Annotated in this window: 14 protein-coding genes; all 14 read left to right on the top strand. The window is 64.3% G+C overall.

Features of this window, described 5'->3' with window-relative positions:
* The first annotated feature begins 148 nt into the window (after window positions 1-148).
* The 14 genes from H8S23_RS08455 to ftsZ all read left to right on the top strand — a co-directional run bounded on the left by H8S23_RS08455 (window position 149) and on the right by ftsZ (window position 16,588).
* Entirely contained in the window at window positions 149-697 is a 549-nt protein-coding gene (locus H8S23_RS08455; RefSeq protein WP_186887885.1) for a sigma-70 family RNA polymerase sigma factor, read from the top strand.
* A gap of 140 nt (window positions 698-837) precedes the next feature.
* Window positions 838-1,122, top strand: coding sequence for a zinc-ribbon domain containing protein (locus tag H8S23_RS08460; RefSeq protein ID WP_186887886.1), 285 nt, complete (start codon window positions 838-840; stop codon window positions 1,120-1,122).
* A 413-nt stretch (window positions 1,123-1,535) separates the two neighbouring features.
* The gene (gene mraZ, locus H8S23_RS08465; protein ID WP_186887887.1) at window positions 1,536-1,955 is read left to right on the top strand and encodes a division/cell wall cluster transcriptional repressor MraZ; all 420 of its coding nucleotides are present in this window, start codon (window positions 1,536-1,538) and stop codon (window positions 1,953-1,955) included.
* Between the two features lie 35 nt (window positions 1,956-1,990).
* Window positions 1,991-2,914 carry a 16S rRNA (cytosine(1402)-N(4))-methyltransferase RsmH gene (gene rsmH / locus H8S23_RS08470; RefSeq protein ID WP_186887950.1) on the top strand — a complete coding sequence of 308 codons (924 nt, stop codon included), beginning with the start codon at window positions 1,991-1,993 and terminating at the stop codon, window positions 2,912-2,914.
* A 125-nt stretch (window positions 2,915-3,039) separates the two neighbouring features.
* A complete protein-coding gene (locus H8S23_RS08475) occupies window positions 3,040-3,501 on the top strand; it encodes an FtsB/FtsL family cell division protein (protein WP_186887888.1) in 462 nt (153 codons plus the stop codon).
* A gap of 140 nt (window positions 3,502-3,641) precedes the next feature.
* Window positions 3,642-5,891 (top strand): penicillin-binding transpeptidase domain-containing protein, encoded by a 2,250-nt coding sequence (locus tag H8S23_RS08480; protein WP_243165928.1) that lies wholly within the window; start codon window positions 3,642-3,644, stop codon window positions 5,889-5,891.
* A gap of 40 nt (window positions 5,892-5,931) precedes the next feature.
* On the top strand, window positions 5,932-7,377 hold the full coding sequence (locus tag H8S23_RS08485) for a UDP-N-acetylmuramoyl-L-alanyl-D-glutamate--2,6-diaminopimelate ligase (RefSeq protein WP_186887889.1): 1,446 nt from the start codon (window positions 5,932-5,934) through the stop codon (window positions 7,375-7,377).
* 38 nt (window positions 7,378-7,415) lie between these two features.
* A complete protein-coding gene (locus tag H8S23_RS08490; protein ID WP_186887890.1) occupies window positions 7,416-8,783 on the top strand; it encodes a UDP-N-acetylmuramoyl-tripeptide--D-alanyl-D-alanine ligase in 1,368 nt (455 codons plus the stop codon).
* A 78-nt stretch (window positions 8,784-8,861) separates the two neighbouring features.
* On the top strand, window positions 8,862-9,875 hold the full coding sequence (gene mraY, locus H8S23_RS08495; protein WP_186887891.1) for a phospho-N-acetylmuramoyl-pentapeptide-transferase: 1,014 nt from the start codon (window positions 8,862-8,864) through the stop codon (window positions 9,873-9,875).
* Between the two features lie 53 nt (window positions 9,876-9,928).
* Window positions 9,929-11,080 carry an FtsW/RodA/SpoVE family cell cycle protein gene (locus H8S23_RS08500; RefSeq protein WP_279289067.1) on the top strand — a complete coding sequence of 384 codons (1,152 nt, stop codon included), beginning with the start codon at window positions 9,929-9,931 and terminating at the stop codon, window positions 11,078-11,080.
* 302 nt (window positions 11,081-11,382) lie between these two features.
* A complete protein-coding gene (gene murG / locus H8S23_RS08505; protein WP_186887893.1) occupies window positions 11,383-12,531 on the top strand; it encodes an undecaprenyldiphospho-muramoylpentapeptide beta-N-acetylglucosaminyltransferase in 1,149 nt (382 codons plus the stop codon).
* Window positions 12,532-12,705: 174 nt separating this feature from the next.
* Window positions 12,706-14,010: a UDP-N-acetylglucosamine 1-carboxyvinyltransferase gene (locus H8S23_RS08510; RefSeq protein WP_186887894.1), complete on the top strand. Its 1,305-nt coding sequence runs from the start codon at window positions 12,706-12,708 to the stop codon at window positions 14,008-14,010.
* 163 nt (window positions 14,011-14,173) lie between these two features.
* The gene (locus tag H8S23_RS08515) at window positions 14,174-15,181 is read left to right on the top strand and encodes an FtsQ-type POTRA domain-containing protein (RefSeq protein ID WP_186887895.1); all 1,008 of its coding nucleotides are present in this window, start codon (window positions 14,174-14,176) and stop codon (window positions 15,179-15,181) included.
* Between the two features lie 252 nt (window positions 15,182-15,433).
* On the top strand, window positions 15,434-16,588 hold the full coding sequence (gene ftsZ / locus H8S23_RS08520) for a cell division protein FtsZ (RefSeq protein ID WP_186887896.1): 1,155 nt from the start codon (window positions 15,434-15,436) through the stop codon (window positions 16,586-16,588).
* Window positions 16,589-16,653: the final 65 nt, after the last annotated feature.

The raw sequence follows: 16,653 nt of genomic DNA on the forward strand, positions 1-16,653 counted from the left end.
CTTTTTTGAGATGTGGAATCGTGCAGATTGAACAAAAATTTTATTATAAAGGGCTGTATTTTTGCGGAAACTATTGACAATCTGCGGGTCCGCTTCTATACTATAATGGATTGCAGAAAACATCTTGCAGAGGAAAGGCGTCCCCTTTATGTCCGAGCAGAGTGAAGCCGTCCGGGTGCGCAGTGCGCGGGGCGGCGACGAGGCGGCCCTGGCTGCGCTGATCGCAAAATTCATGCCGGTGATCCGCCGCTTTGCGCGCGCGGCCGTGTGCCCGGGCCTTGATTTTGACGACGCGGTGCAGGAGGGATATATCGGCCTTTTCCACGCGGTGAAAAGCTTTGAGGAAGAGGGCGGACAGGCCTCCTTTTCCACTTATGCGACCGTCTGCATCCGCAATGCCGTCGTGGCGGCCCGGCGCTCGGCCGGACGCAAAAAGCATCAGGCGCTCAGCGGCGCGCTGCCCCTGGACGAGCAGGTGGCCGCGCCCGGGCCCGAAGAGCTCGCCATTTTAAAAGAACAGGTTCACGAAGCGGTGAAAAGCATCGATACAGAGCTGTCCAGCTTTGAAAAAAAAGCGCTCATCCTCTCCCTGCGGGGCCAGAGCTACACCGAGATCGCAACGGAACTGTCGAAAACACCGAAGGCGGTGGACAACGCCCTCGTGAGAGTGCGCAGAAAACTCAAGAGAACCCCATGATTCGGTGCTGCCGGTTCAAAAGAGCCGCAAGGCTTTTTGATATACGCCCCATGTAGCTTAAAACAGAGCGTTGGTCCTTACCAAAGGTGTCGGTTTGAATCCTTCCGCGGGCAAAAAACTATGTTAGAGGAGAACTAAGCATGTATCAGGACAAAACATTGGTATGCAAAGATTGCGGCAACGAGTTCGTGTTCACCGCCGGTGAGCAGGAGTTCTACGCCAGCCGTGGCTTCGAGAACGAGCCGCAGCGCTGCAAGGCCTGCCGCGACGCCCGCAAGAACGGCGGCCGCGGCCAGCGCGAGATGTTCACCGCCGTCTGCGCCAGCTGCGGCAAAGAAGCCCGCGTGCCGTTCAAGCCCCGCGAGGATCGTCCCGTCTACTGCAGCGAGTGCTTCGCGCGCATGAAAGAAGAAGAGAACGGCTGAAGCCCGGTCTCAAAATGATGATTGCGAAAACGCGCCTTTCGTGAGAAAGGCGCGTTTTTTTGTGTTTCAAACCGGGGTGACAAGACAAAGGAAAAAACGCGGCGGGGCGCTGCGGCCCTGAAATTTTAACCTTTGAAACACCTGAAAATCAGGCGGCGGGGCGGCGGTGAAACGGCCTTTGTCTTGCTTTGCTTCCTCCCCCCGTGTTCCCGATCGGAGAAAGCTGGGGACAGACCTGGCCGTATTTGCGAAAAAACCGCGATCTCAAGCGGAAAACCCACTTTTTTGCCAGTTCTTTTTTCACAAAGTTCTTCTTGCATTCCCACTGGGCATCAAGTATAATAATGCTATATCAGTGGGTAAAAGTGGGGAGAAGTGGTGAACAGTCCTTTTCCCGAAAGGGGGCGGGCGGTTTGCTGATCGGCACCTACAGCCAAAAGCTGGACGAAAAGGGCCGGCTCAATTTTCCCGTCCGCTTCCGCGACGAGATGGGCGACCAGTTCTATGTCACCTGCTGGCTGGACGAGTGCCTGATCGCTCTGCCCGCCGCAAGGTTCGAGCAGATCTTTGCCCGCCTGACAGAGAGCGGCATGGTCAAAAACCGCGGCCTGCGCCGGATGCTTTACGCCGGCGCGGTGGAGGCGGTGCCGGACAAGCAGGGGCGCATCCTGCTGCCGCCGCCCCTGCGCGAGCATGCGGGCCTGGACAAGGAGGTCGTGGTCATCGGCGTGGGCGACTGCGTCGAGCTTTGGGACCCCGCCCGCTGGAAAGCGATGCAGGACAGCATGCGCAGCGGCGACATGGCCGCAGCCATGGAGGAGCTGGACCTCTGATGAAAAAGACGCAGGACAGGGAGGGGGACGGGCCAATGGAGTTTTCTCATATCCCCATCCTGCTGGACGAGTGCCTGCAGGGGCTGGCCATCCGGCCGGACGGCATCTATCTGGACGGCACCGCCGGCGGCGCCGGGCACTCGCGGGAGATCGCCAAGCGCCTGTCGGGCGGCTGGCTCTACGCCATGGACCAGGACCCGGACGCCATCGCGGCCGCCGGCGAGCGGCTGGCCGGCCTGCCTGCCACAGTGGTGAAAGGCAACTTCCGCAGCGCGAAAGAGCTGCTTGCCGCGCACGGCGTTTCCCGGCTGGATGGGGCCCTGCTGGACCTGGGAGTCTCATCCCACCAGCTGGACGACCGGGAGCGGGGGTTTTCCTACCTGGGAGACGCGCCCCTGGATATGCGGATGAGCCAGAGCGGTCCCACCGCGGCGGACCTGGTGAACACGCTGGAACGGGACGAGCTCTCGCGCATTTTTAAAGAGTACGGCGAAGAGCCCTATGCCTGGCAGGTGGCGGGCAAGATCGTGGCCGCCAGGCAGCAGGCGCCGATCCGGACCACCGGGCAGCTGGCCGGGATCGTGGCGGCGGCAATGCCCCCCGCGGTGCGCCGCAAAGACAAGAACCCGGCCCGGCGCAGTTTTCAGGCCATCCGCATCGCGGTAAACGGGGAATTGGACGCCCTCAGCGAGGGGCTGGACGCCATCTTTGACCTGCTGGCCCCGGGCGGGCGCTTTTGCATCCTCACCTTTCACTCGCTGGAAGATCGGCTGGTGAAGCAGCGGTTCCGCGGGTGGTGTACCGCCTGCACCTGCCCGCCGGAATTCCCGGTCTGTGTCTGCGGGGGTGTGGCAAAGGCAAAACAGATCACCCGCAAGCCCGTACAGGCAGACGCGGAAGAACAGCGGGAAAACCGCCGTTCCCGCTCCGCGAAGCTGCGGGTCATCGAAAAACTTTAAGCCCCCCGCCGGCCGCCGGCGGAACAGGGCGGACCCTTAAAAGATCCGCAGGGCGCGGAGGAAACATCCCATGGCAGAAAAAAACAGCAAGCACACCGATTTAAAAGGAAAGGAGGGCCCGAAAAATGCAGCAGGCCGCTTATGATCTCAGCACATTTGAAAACCGGGAGGAGCGCCCCCGTCTGCAGGTGGCGCGCGGCGCCAAGCCCAAACGGAAGTTCGATTTTTCGGGCCTCAAGATCGTCGCCACCGTGGCGGTGATCTTTTCGCTGGCATGGGGGGTGCTGTACTCCCGCGCACAGATCACCGAGCTCACCACTCAGATCTCTGCGGCGGAAAGCGATCTTTCAGACGCAAAGAGCGAATATGATTACCTGAACCTGCAGCTTGAGAGCAAAACGGATCTGGCCTCTGTGGAGACCTACGCGGTCACCCAGCTGGGGCTGACCAAAATGGACGCCAGCCAGATCACTTATCTGACGATGGAAAACGAGGATAAGATCGTCAAGCCGGAGAGCGAGGTCAAAACTTTCTTTGATAATTTTTCATCCGGCTTCATGAACGTGATGGAATACCTTGCGCCGTGACAAAATAGGATAGAGTATCGGGCCGCGTGGCAGCGCGGCCCGTGGATACAAGAGGGACGGAAGGGGTAAAACGGGTTTTTACCCCTTTTTCTTTCCCGATAGGGGAATTTCAAAATTTGAGGGAAAAGGAGGCGGCAGCCATGTCCGACCGGCAGGCCCCGCAGCCCAATATGAATACCGTGATCCGCCGCCGCATCCTGGCGCTGGTGGCGATTCTGATCCTGCTGGGGTTCGGCAGCGTCGTTTACAGTCTTGTGGACCTGCAGATCATCGAGTATGAGGACTATAAGGTGAAAGCCGCCAACCAGCAGCTGAAAGACACCGTTATCCCGGCCAACCGGGGCGTGATCTACGACGCCAACATGAAAGTGCTGGCGCAGAGCGCCACGGTGTGGACCGTGGCCGTGGCCCCCAGCGAGATCGACGAAGAGGACCGGGCGGGCATCGCCGCCGGCCTCTCTGAGATCCTGGGGGTCGACGAGCAGTCGGTGCTTGACAAGCTGGCCAAGACCAAAAGCTCTTACCAGACCATCAAACTCAAGGTGGAAAAGCCGGTGGCCGACGCGGTGCGGCAGTTCGCCATCGAGGGCAAGGGCGGCAAGGGATACAAGGGCATCAGCCTGTCGCAGGACTCCAAGCGGTATTATCCCTACGGCAACTTTGCCGCCACGGTGCTGGGCTTTACCGGCACCGACAACAACGGCCTTTCGGGGCTGGAGGCCTATTACGACGACGTGCTGTCCGGTACGCCGGGCCGCCAGGTGTCGGCGCAGACCGCCACCGGCGGGGATATGGGCTACGAATACGACAGCTTTTACGCGCCGCAGGACGGCAACAGCCTGGTGCTGACCATCGACGAGGTGATCCAGCACTACGCGGAAAAAGAGCTGGACCGCGCTGTGCAGGATTACAACGCGCTGGCGCGCGGCGTGGTGATCGTCATGGATGTGCATACCGGCGGCATCCTGGCAATGGCCACCAAGGGGGATTACGATCCCAACAATCCGTTCACTATTTATGACGAGGCAAAGCGGGCCGAGGTGGAGGCCGTGGCCGACGACCCGGCCACTGAGGATGTGGATGAACACAAGCAGGCGCTGCTGGAGGCCCAGCAGACCCAGTGGCGCAACAAAGCGGTGTCCGACCTGTACGAGCCGGGCTCGGTCTTCAAGCTCATCACCGCCTCTGCGGCGCTGGACTCCGGCTCCTCCACGCTGAACGACAGCTTCAACTGCACCGGCTCCATCAAGGTGGCGGGCACCACCATGCGCTGCGCCCACACCGAGGGGCACGGCGCTGAAAACTTTTCGCAGGCGCTGGTCAACTCCTGCAACCCGGCTTTCATCCAGATCGGCACCAAGATGGGCGCGGGCACTTTCTTTAATTATTTCAACGCTTTCGGGCTCACCCGAAAGACCGGCATCGACCTGCCCGGCGAGGCGCAGAGCCAGTTTTACACCGCCGAGGGGCTGGGCCCGGTCCAGCTGGCCAGCTGCTCGTTCGGCCAGTCCAACAAGATCACCCCCATCCAGATGATCACCGCGGTGGCCACCATCGCCAACGGCGGCGATCTGGTGCAGCCGCACCTGGTCAGCAAGGTGCTGGATGCGGGCGGGAACCTGGTGGAGGACCTGGAACCTGAGGCCAAGCGGCAGGTCATCAGCGAGGAGACCGCAAAGACCATCTGCTCCATCATGCAGGAGGCTTCCGGCCGCGCGGCGGTCAAGGGCTACCGCGTGGGCGGCAAGAGCGGCACCTCGCAGAAGCTGGACTCCGGCGACCCCGAGGCGCGCATCTCCTCGTTTGTGGGCATCGCGCCCTGCGACGACCCGCAGATCGCAGTGCTGGTCATCCTCGACGAGCCCCAGAACAAGGTGCTGGGCGAGGTGTTCGGCGGCTATCTGGCCGCGCCGGTGGTGGGCCAGATCATGAGCCAGGCGCTGCCCTATCTGGGCGTCGAAAAGATCTACACCGCCGAAGAGGCGGCGGAGGCCGACGTCACGGTGCCCAACGTCACCGGGCAGGAGGTCGCCAACGCCCAGGTCACGCTGACCCGCGACAAGGGCCTGTCAGTGGACGTCAAGGGCAGCGGCAGCACGGTGGTGCGCCAGTTCCCCAGCAGCGGAACGCTGCCGCGCGGCGGCACGGTCACACTTTATACAGAAGAGGGGCTGGCCGACGAGATGGTCACGGTGCCGGAAGTCACCGGCCGCGATATGGCCTCGGTGGAAAAAGCGCTGGCCGCCGCCGGGCTCAACCTGCGCAAGGACGGCTCGACCGGCTCATCGTCGGTGATCGCCACCACGCAGGACCTTGCCGCCGGCACCCAGGTGCCGCTGGGCACGGTGGTCACCGTCAGCTTCCATGACCCCAGCGTGTCGGCGGACTGAGCGCGCCGCACAGAGCGCCAACGCAGAGAGGAGAGGACAGATGGAACTGCAGCAACTTTTTGAGGGGGTCCCCTACGAGGGGGAACTGCCCGCGGCCGACGCCGCGCTGGTCACCATCGACTCGCGCAGGGCAAAGCCGGGCGCCGTGTTCGTCTGTACGCGCGGAAGCTCTGCCGACGGGCACTCCTTTGCGGCTGCCGCGCTGGAAAGCGGCGCGGCGCTGGTGGTCACAGACCACCGCCTGGGCCTGGCCCGGGAAGTGGTGGTCGCGGATACCCGGCGCGCCTATGCGCTGCTGTGTCACAATTATTTCGGCAACCCGGCCCGCAGCCTCAAGCTGGTGGCTGTGACCGGCACCAACGGCAAGACCACCATCACCTATCTTCTCAAACAGATCCTGGAAAAGACCGGCTGCCGCTGCGGTCTGATCGGCACCATCCGCAGCGAGGTGGGCGACATGGAGATCCCGGCCAAGTTCACCACCCCGGAGGCGTGGGACCTGGCGGCCCTGTTCTCCCGCATGGTGAACGCCGGGTGCAGCCATGTGGTGCTGGAGGCCAGCAGCCAGGCGCTGGACCAGCTGCGGCTCTATGGGCTGCAGTTTGAGGCGGGCATCTTCACCAACCTTACCCAGGACCACCTGGACTATCACGGGACCATGGAAAACTACTACCTCGCCAAGCGCAGCCTGTTCAGCCAGACAAAGACGGCGGTGCTGAACCTGGATGACCCCTACGGGCGGCGGCTGATGGACGAGATCCCCGCCCAGCGGGTGATCACCTATTCCACCGCACTGGACCGGGCGGACCTGGTGGCGAAAAATCTGGAGCTGCATGCGGGCGGCGTCCGCTTTGAGATGGTGGGGGAGGGGTTCATCCGCAGGGTGAAGTTCCCCATGCCGGGCAGTTATTCCGCCCATAACGCCCTTGCCGCGGCGGGGGCCGCCGTGGCGCTGGGCGTCGACCCCGCCGTGGCGGCGGACGCGCTCACCCGCTCGCCCGGGGTGCGCGGCCGGTGCGAGGTGCTTTACAGCGGCCGCTTTACCGTGATCTGCGACTTTGCGCACACCGGCGACGGCATCGAAAAGGTGCTGGCGGGGCTTGCCCCCTTTGTGCAGGGGCGGCTGGTGGTGCTGTTCGGCTGCGCGGGTGAACGCGACGCGCGCAAGCGGCAGCCCATGGCCCTGGCGGCCCTGCGGTACGGCGACCTGATCGTGCTCACCTCCGACAACCCGCGCGGGGAGGACCCCTATCACATCCTTGCAGACGTGGAGCCCACCCTCAAGACCGGCGGCAAGCCCTATCTTGTGGAGGTGGAGCGGCGGCGCGCCATCCGCCTGGCGCTGGAGCAGCTGCGGGAGGGCGACGTGCTGGTGCTCTGCGGCAAGGGGCACGAGGATTATCAGGCCATCGACGGGGTGACCATCTATCTCGACGAGCACCGCATCGTGGCCGACTGGCTGCGGGAACAGGGCCTGGCGGAATGACCGTTTGCGACAAAAACACAGAACAGGTGTGATATACTATGAACGCGATCCCCCTGAAAGAGCTGCTGGACGGCGTGGCTGAGACCGGCAGCGTCTCGCCGGTCACGGCGGTGGTCACCGACTCCCGCGCCGTGGGGCCCGGCAGCGTCTTTATCGCCATCAAGGGCCAGCGGGCGGACGGCCACGACCATGCCGCCGCGGCGCTGGCGGCCGGCGCTGTGGCGGTGGTGGCGGAGCACGAGATCCCCGGGCTGCCGCGCGAAAGGGTGTTCGCTGCGGGCAATGTCCGGGACGCGCTGATCCGCATGGGCGGCAATTACCGAGCCCGCTATACGCCCGTGCTGGCCGGCATCACCGGCAGCGTGGGAAAGACGACCACAAAAGAGTTCTGCGCAGCCGTTTTTTCCGCTTTTGGCCAGACGGTAAAGACCGAGGGGAACCAGAACAACGAGATCGGCGTCCCCGGCACGCTGTTCCGGCTCAGCGAGTCCACCCGGTACGCAGTGGTGGAGATGGGGATGGATAACCGGGGCGATCTGCATAAGCTGACGCTCGCCGCGCGGCCCTGCGCAGCGGTCATCACCCGCATCGGGGTCTCCCACATCGAAAATCTGGGCAGCCAGGACAATATCCTGGCGGCAAAGATGGAAATCTGCGACGGCCTGCCGGACGACGGTCTGCTGGTGGTGAACGGGGACGACGCGCGCCTTGCGGCGGTGGCGCCGCCGCGCCATATCCGAAAGATCCAGTTCGGCGTGAACAGCCGTTTTGCCCAGGTGACCGCCTGCGATATCGTCAGCGGCCCGCAGGGCGAGAGCTTCCGCATCCGCGACCGGCTGCATGGCGATTTTGCGGCGAGCATCCCGGCGGTGGGCAGGCACAACGTCTACAATGCCCTGGCGGCCTATACGCTGGCCACCCGGCTGGGGCTGGACCCCGCCCGCGCGGCCACGGCCCTGGCGGATTATCGCACCACCGGCATGCGGCAGAAGCTGGTGGACCACGAGGGCGTGCAGATCATTGAGGACTGCTACAACGCAAACCCGGACTCGATGCGCGCCGCACTGGAGACGCTGGCGACGCTGGGCGCCTGCGGCAGAAAGGTCGCGGTGCTGGGCGACATGCTGGAGCTGGGCGCCATCTCGGAACAGGCGCACCGGGAGGTGGGGCGGCTGGCCGCCCAGGGCGGTGTGGACTGCCTGATCACCTTTGGCCCCGGCGGGGCGCTGATCGCCGATGGGGCCGCCGCCGCGGGCCTGGCGGAGGCGCACCCCTGTCAGACCAAGGAGGACGCCGCCGCACTGCTGCGGGCCTATTGCCGGCCCGGCGATACGGTGCTGTTCAAGGCCAGCCGCGGCATGGCCTTTGAGGAGATCGCGGCGCTGTACTGCGGCCGCCCCATGTGACCCCCTGCGGGCCGGGCGACGAAGAAGAAAACCAAAGCAGACCCCGGCGCGGCCGGGCGAGAGGAAGGAATCGATAAAATGGCAAGATTCGTGCTGATCATCGCGGCGCTGCTGTCGCTCGCCGTCACGGCGGTCTCCGGCTTTTTTATTCTGCCCTGGCTTAAAAAACTGCACTACGGGCAGACTATCAAGGAGATCGGCCCCACCTGGCACAACAAAAAACAGGGCACCCCGATGATGGGCGGCCTGATGTTCATTCTGGGCAGCACGGCGGCGATCGCGGCCGCGTTCACCACCCTTGCGGTCGCGGAACCCGACCTGTTGGGCGGGGTGCAGGCGCAGCAGAACCGCACCCTGCTCATCGCGGTGCTGGCCACTTTCGGTTTTTCTTTCGTCGGCTTTGTGGACGACTATCTCAAGGTGGTACACAAGCAGAATCTGGGCCTGATGGCGCGGTACAAGATCGTGATGCAGGTGGTGGTGACCACCGCCTTTCTGGCGGGCATGCAGCTGAACGGCTCGCTGTCCACCGCGCTGAGCCTGCCCATCTTTGGCCGGCTGGAGCTGGGGTACTGGTTTTACCCGCTCGCGTACATCCTGATCATCGGCTTTGTCAACGCGGTCAACCTCACCGACGGGCTGGACGGCCTGTCCTCCAGCGTCACCTTTGTGGCGATGTTGGGATACATGACCATCGCCACCCTGCTGGGCTATCACACCATGGGCATCTTCGGCGCGGCGATCGCCGGCGGGTGCGCGGGCTTTTTGTTCTGGAACTTTTATCCCGCCAAGGTGTTTATGGGGGATACCGGCAGTATGTTTCTGGGCGGGGCGGTGGCGACCATCTCCTTTGGCATCGGGCACCCGGAGCTGCTGTTCCTGCTGGGGATCGTCTATCTGGCCGAGGCGGCCTCGGTGATGATCCAGGTGACCTATTTCAAGCTCACCCACGGCAAACGCATTTTTAAGATGACGCCCATCCATCACCATTTCGAGATGTGCGGATGGAGCGAGGTGAAGATCGACGGGGTCTTTTCCTTTGTCACCCTGATCGGCGTGGTGCTGGGCTTTGTCTACATCTATCTGAACTGACCCCCTGCGCGCCGCGCGGCGGCGCAAAAACACGGCAAAAGGAGAAACGCGCATTGCACAGCCGCAAAAAACAACAAAAGAAACCCCGCGATGACAAGCAGCGCTCGGCAGTGGACGCACCGTTTCTCATCATCGTGCTGATCCTGGTGGTCTTTGGGCTCATCATGCTCTTTTCCGCCTCTTATGCCACAGCGCTTTACCGCTTTGGCGACAGCTTTCACTTCATCAAGGACCAGGTGCTGTTCGCGGTGGTCGGGGTGACGGCCATGTTCATCGCCTCGCGGGTGGACTATCACATCTTTCACCGGCTGGCCTGGCCGCTGATGGCCGTCTCGCTGCTGCTGCTGCTGGTGGTGCTTTTCATGCCGGCGCTGAACAACGCCCACCGCTGGATCCAGATCCCGGGCTTTGGCACCCTGCAGCCCAGTGAGATCGCAAAGTTTGCCATTATCGTCCTGTTCGCCCACATCATCTCCATCAACTACGCGAAGATGAAAACCTTCTCCTACGGCGTGGTCCCCTTTATGGTGGTGCTGGTGCCGGTCATCGTGCTGATGATCCTGGAGCCGCATCTGTCCGGCACGATCCTGATCGTGGCCATCGGCGGCATCATGATGTTCGTGGGCGGCACGGGCCTGAAATGGTTTGGCCTGGGCGGCGGCCTGGTGGCGGGCGGCATCACCGCGGCGGTGCTGGCTTTCCCCGACCTGGTGCCCTATGCCATGACCCGCGTTGAGATGTGGCAAAACCCCTATCTGGACATCCAGGGCAAGGGCCACCAGACCGTGCAGAGCCTGCTGGCCATCGGCAGCGGCGGCGTGATGGGGCTGGGCCTCGGCAACTCGCGCCAGAAGCACCTCTATGTGCCGGAGCCGCAGAACGACTTCATCTTCAGCATCATCTGCGAGGAGCTGGGTTTTGTGGGCGCCATGGTGGTGATCCTGCTCTTCGTGCTGCTGCTGGTGCGGGGCGCGGTGGTCGCGCTCAACGCCAAGGATAAATTCGGCGCCATGCTGGTGGTGGGCATCATCGCCCAGGTGACGGTGCAGGCGGTGCTCAACATCGCCGTGGTCACCAACACCATCCCCAACACCGGCATCAGCCTGCCGTTCTTCAGCTACGGGGGCACCTCGCTGATGATGCTGCTGGGCGAGATGGGCATCGTGCTGTCGGTCAGCCGGCAGGGGCGGTCGCCAAAGACATAGCGCCTGCGCCCGCGGGGGTGCGGAGAGGGGACCGCAAAGGGGCGCGCATCCCCTTTGCGGCGCTGTGCGCCCGGGCCCCGCAGGGGGCGGCATGGGGGAAACGGCGCGGCCCTGCGGGGAGCGGTCGGCAGGCGGGGGCCCGGCCATGCGTTCCCCGAAAAAGCATGCGGCGGCCCCGCGTTTTTCCGCCTGGAACGGGCTTTGCCCCGCGCGGCGGCCCCCGCGGACGGGGCCTGCTTGCAGCGGCGCACGGACCGCGGCGATTTTGGGCCGCAAGGCCTTTAAGAAAGGGAGAGTGTGAGATGCGCGTTCTCATCGCGGCGGGGGGCACTGCCGGGCATATCAACCCGGCGCTTGCCATCGCCGCCTATTTGAAAGAGCGGCAGCCGGACGCCGAGATCGCCTTTGCTGGCCGCAGGGAGGGCATGGAATACGGCCTGGTGCAAAAGCAGGGATATCCGTTCTACCATATCGAGGTCCAGGGCATCCAGCGCAGCCTGACCCCGCACAATATCGTGCGCAACCTGAAAGCCCTGTGGTACCTGTCCTCTGCGGGGCGCAAGAGCAGGCGCATCCTGCGCGACTTTGCACCCGATCTGGTCATCGGCACCGGGGGGTATGTCAGCGGGCCGGTGGTGCTGAGCGCCGCCCGGCAGGGCATCCCCACCGCCCTGCACGAGCAGAACGCCTTTCCCGGCGTGACCAACAAGATACTGGCAAAACAGGTGGACGCGGTGTTCGCCGCCATGCCCGACGCGGTGGAAAAGCTCGGCGTGCCCCACAAGACCATCGTCACGGGCAATCCGGTGCGGCCCGAGATCCTGCGGGCGGACCGGGAGGGCGCCCGCGCAAAGCTGGGGGTGCGGCCGGGACAGATCTGCCTGCTCTCGTTCGGCGGCAGCCTCGGGGCCCGCACCATCAACCAGGTGGTGGCGGATCTGGCCGCCTGGCATATCCGCGAGCGGGATTTTTTCCATATCCACGCCACCGGCAGCTACGGGGTGGAACTGTTCCGCGACCTGTGTCAGGAAAAGGGCATCCTGGGGGACAGCCGCCTGCTGGTCAAGGAGTACATCGACGACATGGCGTCCTGCCTTGCCGCGGCGGACCTGGTCATCAGCCGCAGCGGCGCCATCACCATCAGCGAGCTGGCGGCGGCGGGGCGCGCCTCGGTGCTGATCCCCTCCCCCAATGTGGCGGAGAACCACCAGTACTATAACGCGCTCGAGCTGTCAAGGCCGGGCGCCGCGGTGCTGATCGAGGAAAAGGAACTGACCAGCGAGAAGCTGATCGAGACCGTCGACCGCCTCACCGGCGACCCCGCGGTGCTGGCACAGATGGGGGCTGCGGCCCGTGGCTGCGCGCATCTGAACAGCCTGGAGAAGATCTATTCCCACCTGGAAAAACTGCTGCAGGACGACCGCCGGCCGCAGTCAGACGGCAAGGCCTGAGCGGCGCCCGGGCAGGGCAGAGCGAAAAGGCGGATTTTGCGCGGCGGCCGCTGCAAAAACGCGCCGCAGCCGTCCGTTTTTTCGCTTTTTGCACAGGAATGCGCTTTTCCGCATAGGATAGCCCAATACAGTGCGCGGCACGCCACGGCGCGGCGCGCGTGGGGGGCGTTTTGTGTGGATAAGATCGTGGCGTGCGGCGGCCTGCCGCTCTTCGGCGAGGTGGAAATGCCCACCGCAAAGAACAGCATCCTTCCCATCCTGGCGGCAGCGGTGCTCGCGCAGGGGCCGGTCCGCATCCGGCGCGCGCCTCTGCTGCGGGACGTGGACACCTCGCTGCAGCTGCTGGCGGCGCTGGGCTGCCCGGCGGTGCGCACGGGCGGGGACCTGCTGCTTGCCCCCGGCGGGGCGGTGGGGGACAGCGTGCCGCCGAAGCTGATGGCGGCGATGCGCTCTTCCATTTACTACCTTGCCCCGATGCTGGCGCGCGGGGGCCGGGCGCGGATCACCTTTCCCGGCGGGTGCAGGCTGGGCGCGCGCCCCATCGACATCCATCTGGAGGGGCTGGCGGCCATGGGGGCCGAGATCTCCCGGGACGGTGAGGAGCTGGACTGCGCCGCGCCCCGCGGCCTGCACGGCGCGCAGTTCCATCTGCATTTTCCCAGCGTGGGGGCCACGGAAACGCTGATGATGGCCGCCGCTGCCGCCAGCGGCGTCTCGGTGCTCACCGGGGCCGCGCGGGAGCCCGAGGTGGTGGACCTGGCGGGATTTTTAAACGCCTGCGGCGCACGGGTCGAGGGCGCGGGCAGCGGCCGTCTTGTCATCCGCGGCGGAGCGCTGCACGGATGCGATTACACCCCCATCCCGGACCGCATCACTGCGCAGACGGTGCTCTGCGCGGCGGCGGCCTGCGGGGGCGCGGTGACGCTGCGGCGCGCGCCCTTTGCGCCGCTGCAGCCGCTGGCGGGCCTGCTGCAGCGGGCGGGCTGCACAGTGCGGCAGCTGCCGGGGGACGGGGTGCGGATCGAAGCGGCGGGACGTCTGGCCGGTCTCGGACGCCTGGAGACCGGCGTTTACCCGGCTTTTGCCACCGACGCAGGACCGCTGCTGGCGGCCGCAATGCTGACGGCGGACGGCGGCACCGCCCTGCGGGAGACCATTTTCACCAACCGCTTTGCCTGCGCCGCTGAGTTTGCCCGCATGGGCGCGCAGGCCGAAGTGGAGCAGGGCGGCGGGCTGCTGCGCATCCGGGGCGTGAGCCGGCTGCAGGGCGCACGGCTGGAAGCCAGAGACCTGCGCGGGGGCGCGGCGCTTGTGATCGCGGCCCTGGCCGCGCAGGGGGAAAGCGAGATCACCGGCGTGGAATTCATCCGCCGGGGCTACGAGGATATCGCGGGGCTGTTTCGGGCGCTGGGCGCGCAGGTGGACAGCCGCCCGCAGGCCGAAGCGCCGCTGCGGCAGGCAGCGCTGCTGGCGCAGTGAGGATAAAGTCCAAAGACGTAAAAAAGGAGGGACGCGGATGCAGGGGCAAAGAGACCAGAACGGGAGGCGGCGCACTCCGCCGCGCCCTCCGGCTCCGTCCGGGCGGCCGCCTGCCCCGGGGGGGAACAGCCGGCCCGCGGGCAGGCCCCTGCCGCCGCAGGCCGTGGCCCGGTCAGCCGGCCCGGTCGGCGGCGCCCCGCAGCGCCCGCCGCTGACGGAGGCGCAGAAAAAGGCGAGGGACAAGGCGATCCGCGAGCGGGTCAAGCAAAAAAAGAAACAGGCGAAACAGCAGCAAAAGGCGCAGCAGAAACTGGAAAAAGAGCGCCGCCGGCGGCAGGCACAGATCGAAAAGCAGCGCCTGCGGCAGCGCAAAAAAAACGCGCTCAGCACCCCGGGCGGCCTGCCGGACGGAGAGACGCCGCGCCGGGTCACCCGCAGCGAGGCGCGCAGGCGCAGGCGGCGGCGGGCCCTGATCACCGCCGGGCTGCTGCTGGTCTTTATCATCACCGGTTTCGTGCTGTCCGTGACGGTGCTGTTCAAGATCGACTCTTACCGGGTAGAGGGGGACTGCGCCTACACGCAGGAACAGCTGGTGGCGGCGTTCGGACACCCGGAGGGCGAGAATATGTTCCGCTTCCGGCTGAGTGAGGCGGAGACCGAGATGGAGCAGAAGCTGCCCTACCTGGAAACGGTAAAGGTGCGGCGCAGGCTGCCGGGCACCGTGGTGTTTCTCGTCACGCCGGCTGTAGAGGCCTACTACATCGAAAACGCGGGCGGCGCGCTGCTGCTCAGCGAAAATCTGAAAGTCCTCAACACGGCGGCGCAGACGCCGGAGGGGCTCTGCCGGCTGGACGGGGTATCCGCCTCTGCGCCGGTGGCGGGCAAGCCCTTTTCCGCGGGAGACGAGACCTCCAACGAGCTGGTGAAAACAGTGCTGGGGGCGATCCGGCAGAGCGGGCTGGGGCAGGTGTCGTCGGTGGACTTTACCGACCCTTACGAGCTTTCCTTCAGCTATGCGGGGCGCATCACCGTGGGCCTTGGCACCACGGCCCAGCTGGACTATAAACTGGAGATCGTGAAAAAAACGCTGGAGGACCCCTATTTTACCGATGCCACCTCGGGCACGCTGGACGCCAGCGACGCGGGCAAGGCGGTGTTTCAGCCCGGCTGAGCCGCAGCGCTGTCGAAATTTTTGTCAACTGCCCGTTTGTAAACAAAAACAGGGAACGAATTTTGTACATTATTGCAAAAACTATTGAATTGTATTTTGAAATCTGTTACTCTAAATAAAGTAATATATAGAGTGCGACAGGAATGCTTTCATATAAAAACCACTAAATATAGATGCGCGGGCGCAGGGCGAAACGGGACAGGCCCTGCGGCGCCGCGGTTTTGTCAACAGACGCTGTAGGGGGAATTTCAAATGGCTTTTATTCTCGACAAAGAGACGGAGAACGTCACCAACATCAAGGTGATCGGTGTGGGCGGCGGCGGCGGCAACGCGGTCAACCGCATGGTGGACTCCGGTCTCAGGGGCGTCGAGTTTATTTCGATGAACACCGACCAGCAGGCCCTTTCCGCCTCCCATGCCACCCACAAGGTGCAGCTGGGGGCAAAGCTCACCCGCGGCCGGGGCGCGGGCGCCGACCCGGAGATCGGCAAGCGCAGCGCCGAGGAGACGCGGGACGAGATCGCCTCGGCGCTGAAAGGCGCCCAGATGATCTTTATCACCGCGGGTATGGGCGGCGGCACCGGCACCGGGGCCGCGCCGGTGGTGGCCTCTATCGCCAAGGAGATGGGCATCCTCACTGTCGGCATTGTCACCAAGCCCTTTGCCTTTGAGGGCAAGCGCAAGATGAGCCTGGCGGAAGAGGGGATCTCCAACCTGCGCGAGCAGGTGGACAGCCTCATCGTCATCCCCAACGAGCGCCTCAAGCTGATCAGCCAGGAAAAGATCACTCTGCTCAACGCCTTTGAGGCGGCGGACAACGTGCTGCGCCAGGGCGTGGAGAGCATCTCGGCCCTCATCAACATCCCCGCCTTTATCAATCTGGATTTTGCGGACGTGCGCAGCATCATGAAAGACGCGGGCCACGCGCATATGGGCGTTGGCTCCGCCACCGGCCACACCAAGGCGGAGGAAGCGGCCAAGGCCGCCATCTCCTCCCCGCTGCTGGAGACCAGCATTTCCGGTGCGCGCGGGGTCATCATCAACATCACTTCCTCGCCGGATATCGGCCTGGAAGAGGTGGAGACGGCCGCCTCCCTCATCACTACTTCCGCGCATCCGGACGCCAACATCATCTGGGGCGCTGCATTTGACGAGGCCATGAGCGACGAGATGCGCATCACCGTCATCGCCACCGGTTTTGAAAACCCGCCCTCCTCGCTTGAAAAGGAGAAAGAAAAGGACAGGATCAGTTTTTCCGGCGACGGAGACAGCGGCATAGAGCCGCCCCCCTTTATGAGCTTTTCCGGCGCGGGCGTCTCTTTCGGCGGCAAGGACGACACAGAGGAAAAAGACGACGGCAGCTATTACGATGACGTCCTGACCCTGCTGAACAACCACGGCAAATAAAAGCAGATCTGATCGCGGGCGCGCTCCGGCAAGGGGCGCGCCCGTCTTGCTAATTTTTGGCAAAG

The organism is Anaerofilum hominis (assembly GCF_014287275.1).
In the GTDB taxonomy this organism is placed as follows: domain Bacteria; phylum Bacillota; class Clostridia; order Oscillospirales; family Ruminococcaceae; genus Pygmaiobacter; species Pygmaiobacter hominis.

Excerpts from the sequence above, each read along its gene's own strand:
- H8S23_RS08455 (WP_186887885.1), top strand. The coding sequence starts at position 149 with ATGTCCGAGCAGAGTGAAGCCGTCCGGGTGCGCAGTGCGCGGGGCGGC.
- H8S23_RS08460 (WP_186887886.1), top strand. The coding sequence starts at position 838 with ATGTATCAGGACAAAACATTGGTATGCAAAGATTGCGGCAACGAGTTC.
- rsmH (WP_186887950.1), top strand. The coding sequence starts at position 1,991 with ATGGAGTTTTCTCATATCCCCATCCTGCTGGACGAGTGCCTGCAGGGG.
- H8S23_RS08475 (WP_186887888.1), top strand. The coding sequence starts at position 3,040 with ATGCAGCAGGCCGCTTATGATCTCAGCACATTTGAAAACCGGGAGGAG.
- H8S23_RS08480 (WP_243165928.1), top strand. The coding sequence starts at position 3,642 with ATGTCCGACCGGCAGGCCCCGCAGCCCAATATGAATACCGTGATCCGC.
- H8S23_RS08485 (WP_186887889.1), top strand. The coding sequence starts at position 5,932 with ATGGAACTGCAGCAACTTTTTGAGGGGGTCCCCTACGAGGGGGAACTG.
- H8S23_RS08490 (WP_186887890.1), top strand. The coding sequence starts at position 7,416 with ATGAACGCGATCCCCCTGAAAGAGCTGCTGGACGGCGTGGCTGAGACC.
- mraY (WP_186887891.1), top strand. The coding sequence starts at position 8,862 with ATGGCAAGATTCGTGCTGATCATCGCGGCGCTGCTGTCGCTCGCCGTC.
- murG (WP_186887893.1), top strand. The coding sequence starts at position 11,383 with ATGCGCGTTCTCATCGCGGCGGGGGGCACTGCCGGGCATATCAACCCG.
- ftsZ (WP_186887896.1), top strand. The coding sequence starts at position 15,434 with ATGGCTTTTATTCTCGACAAAGAGACGGAGAACGTCACCAACATCAAG.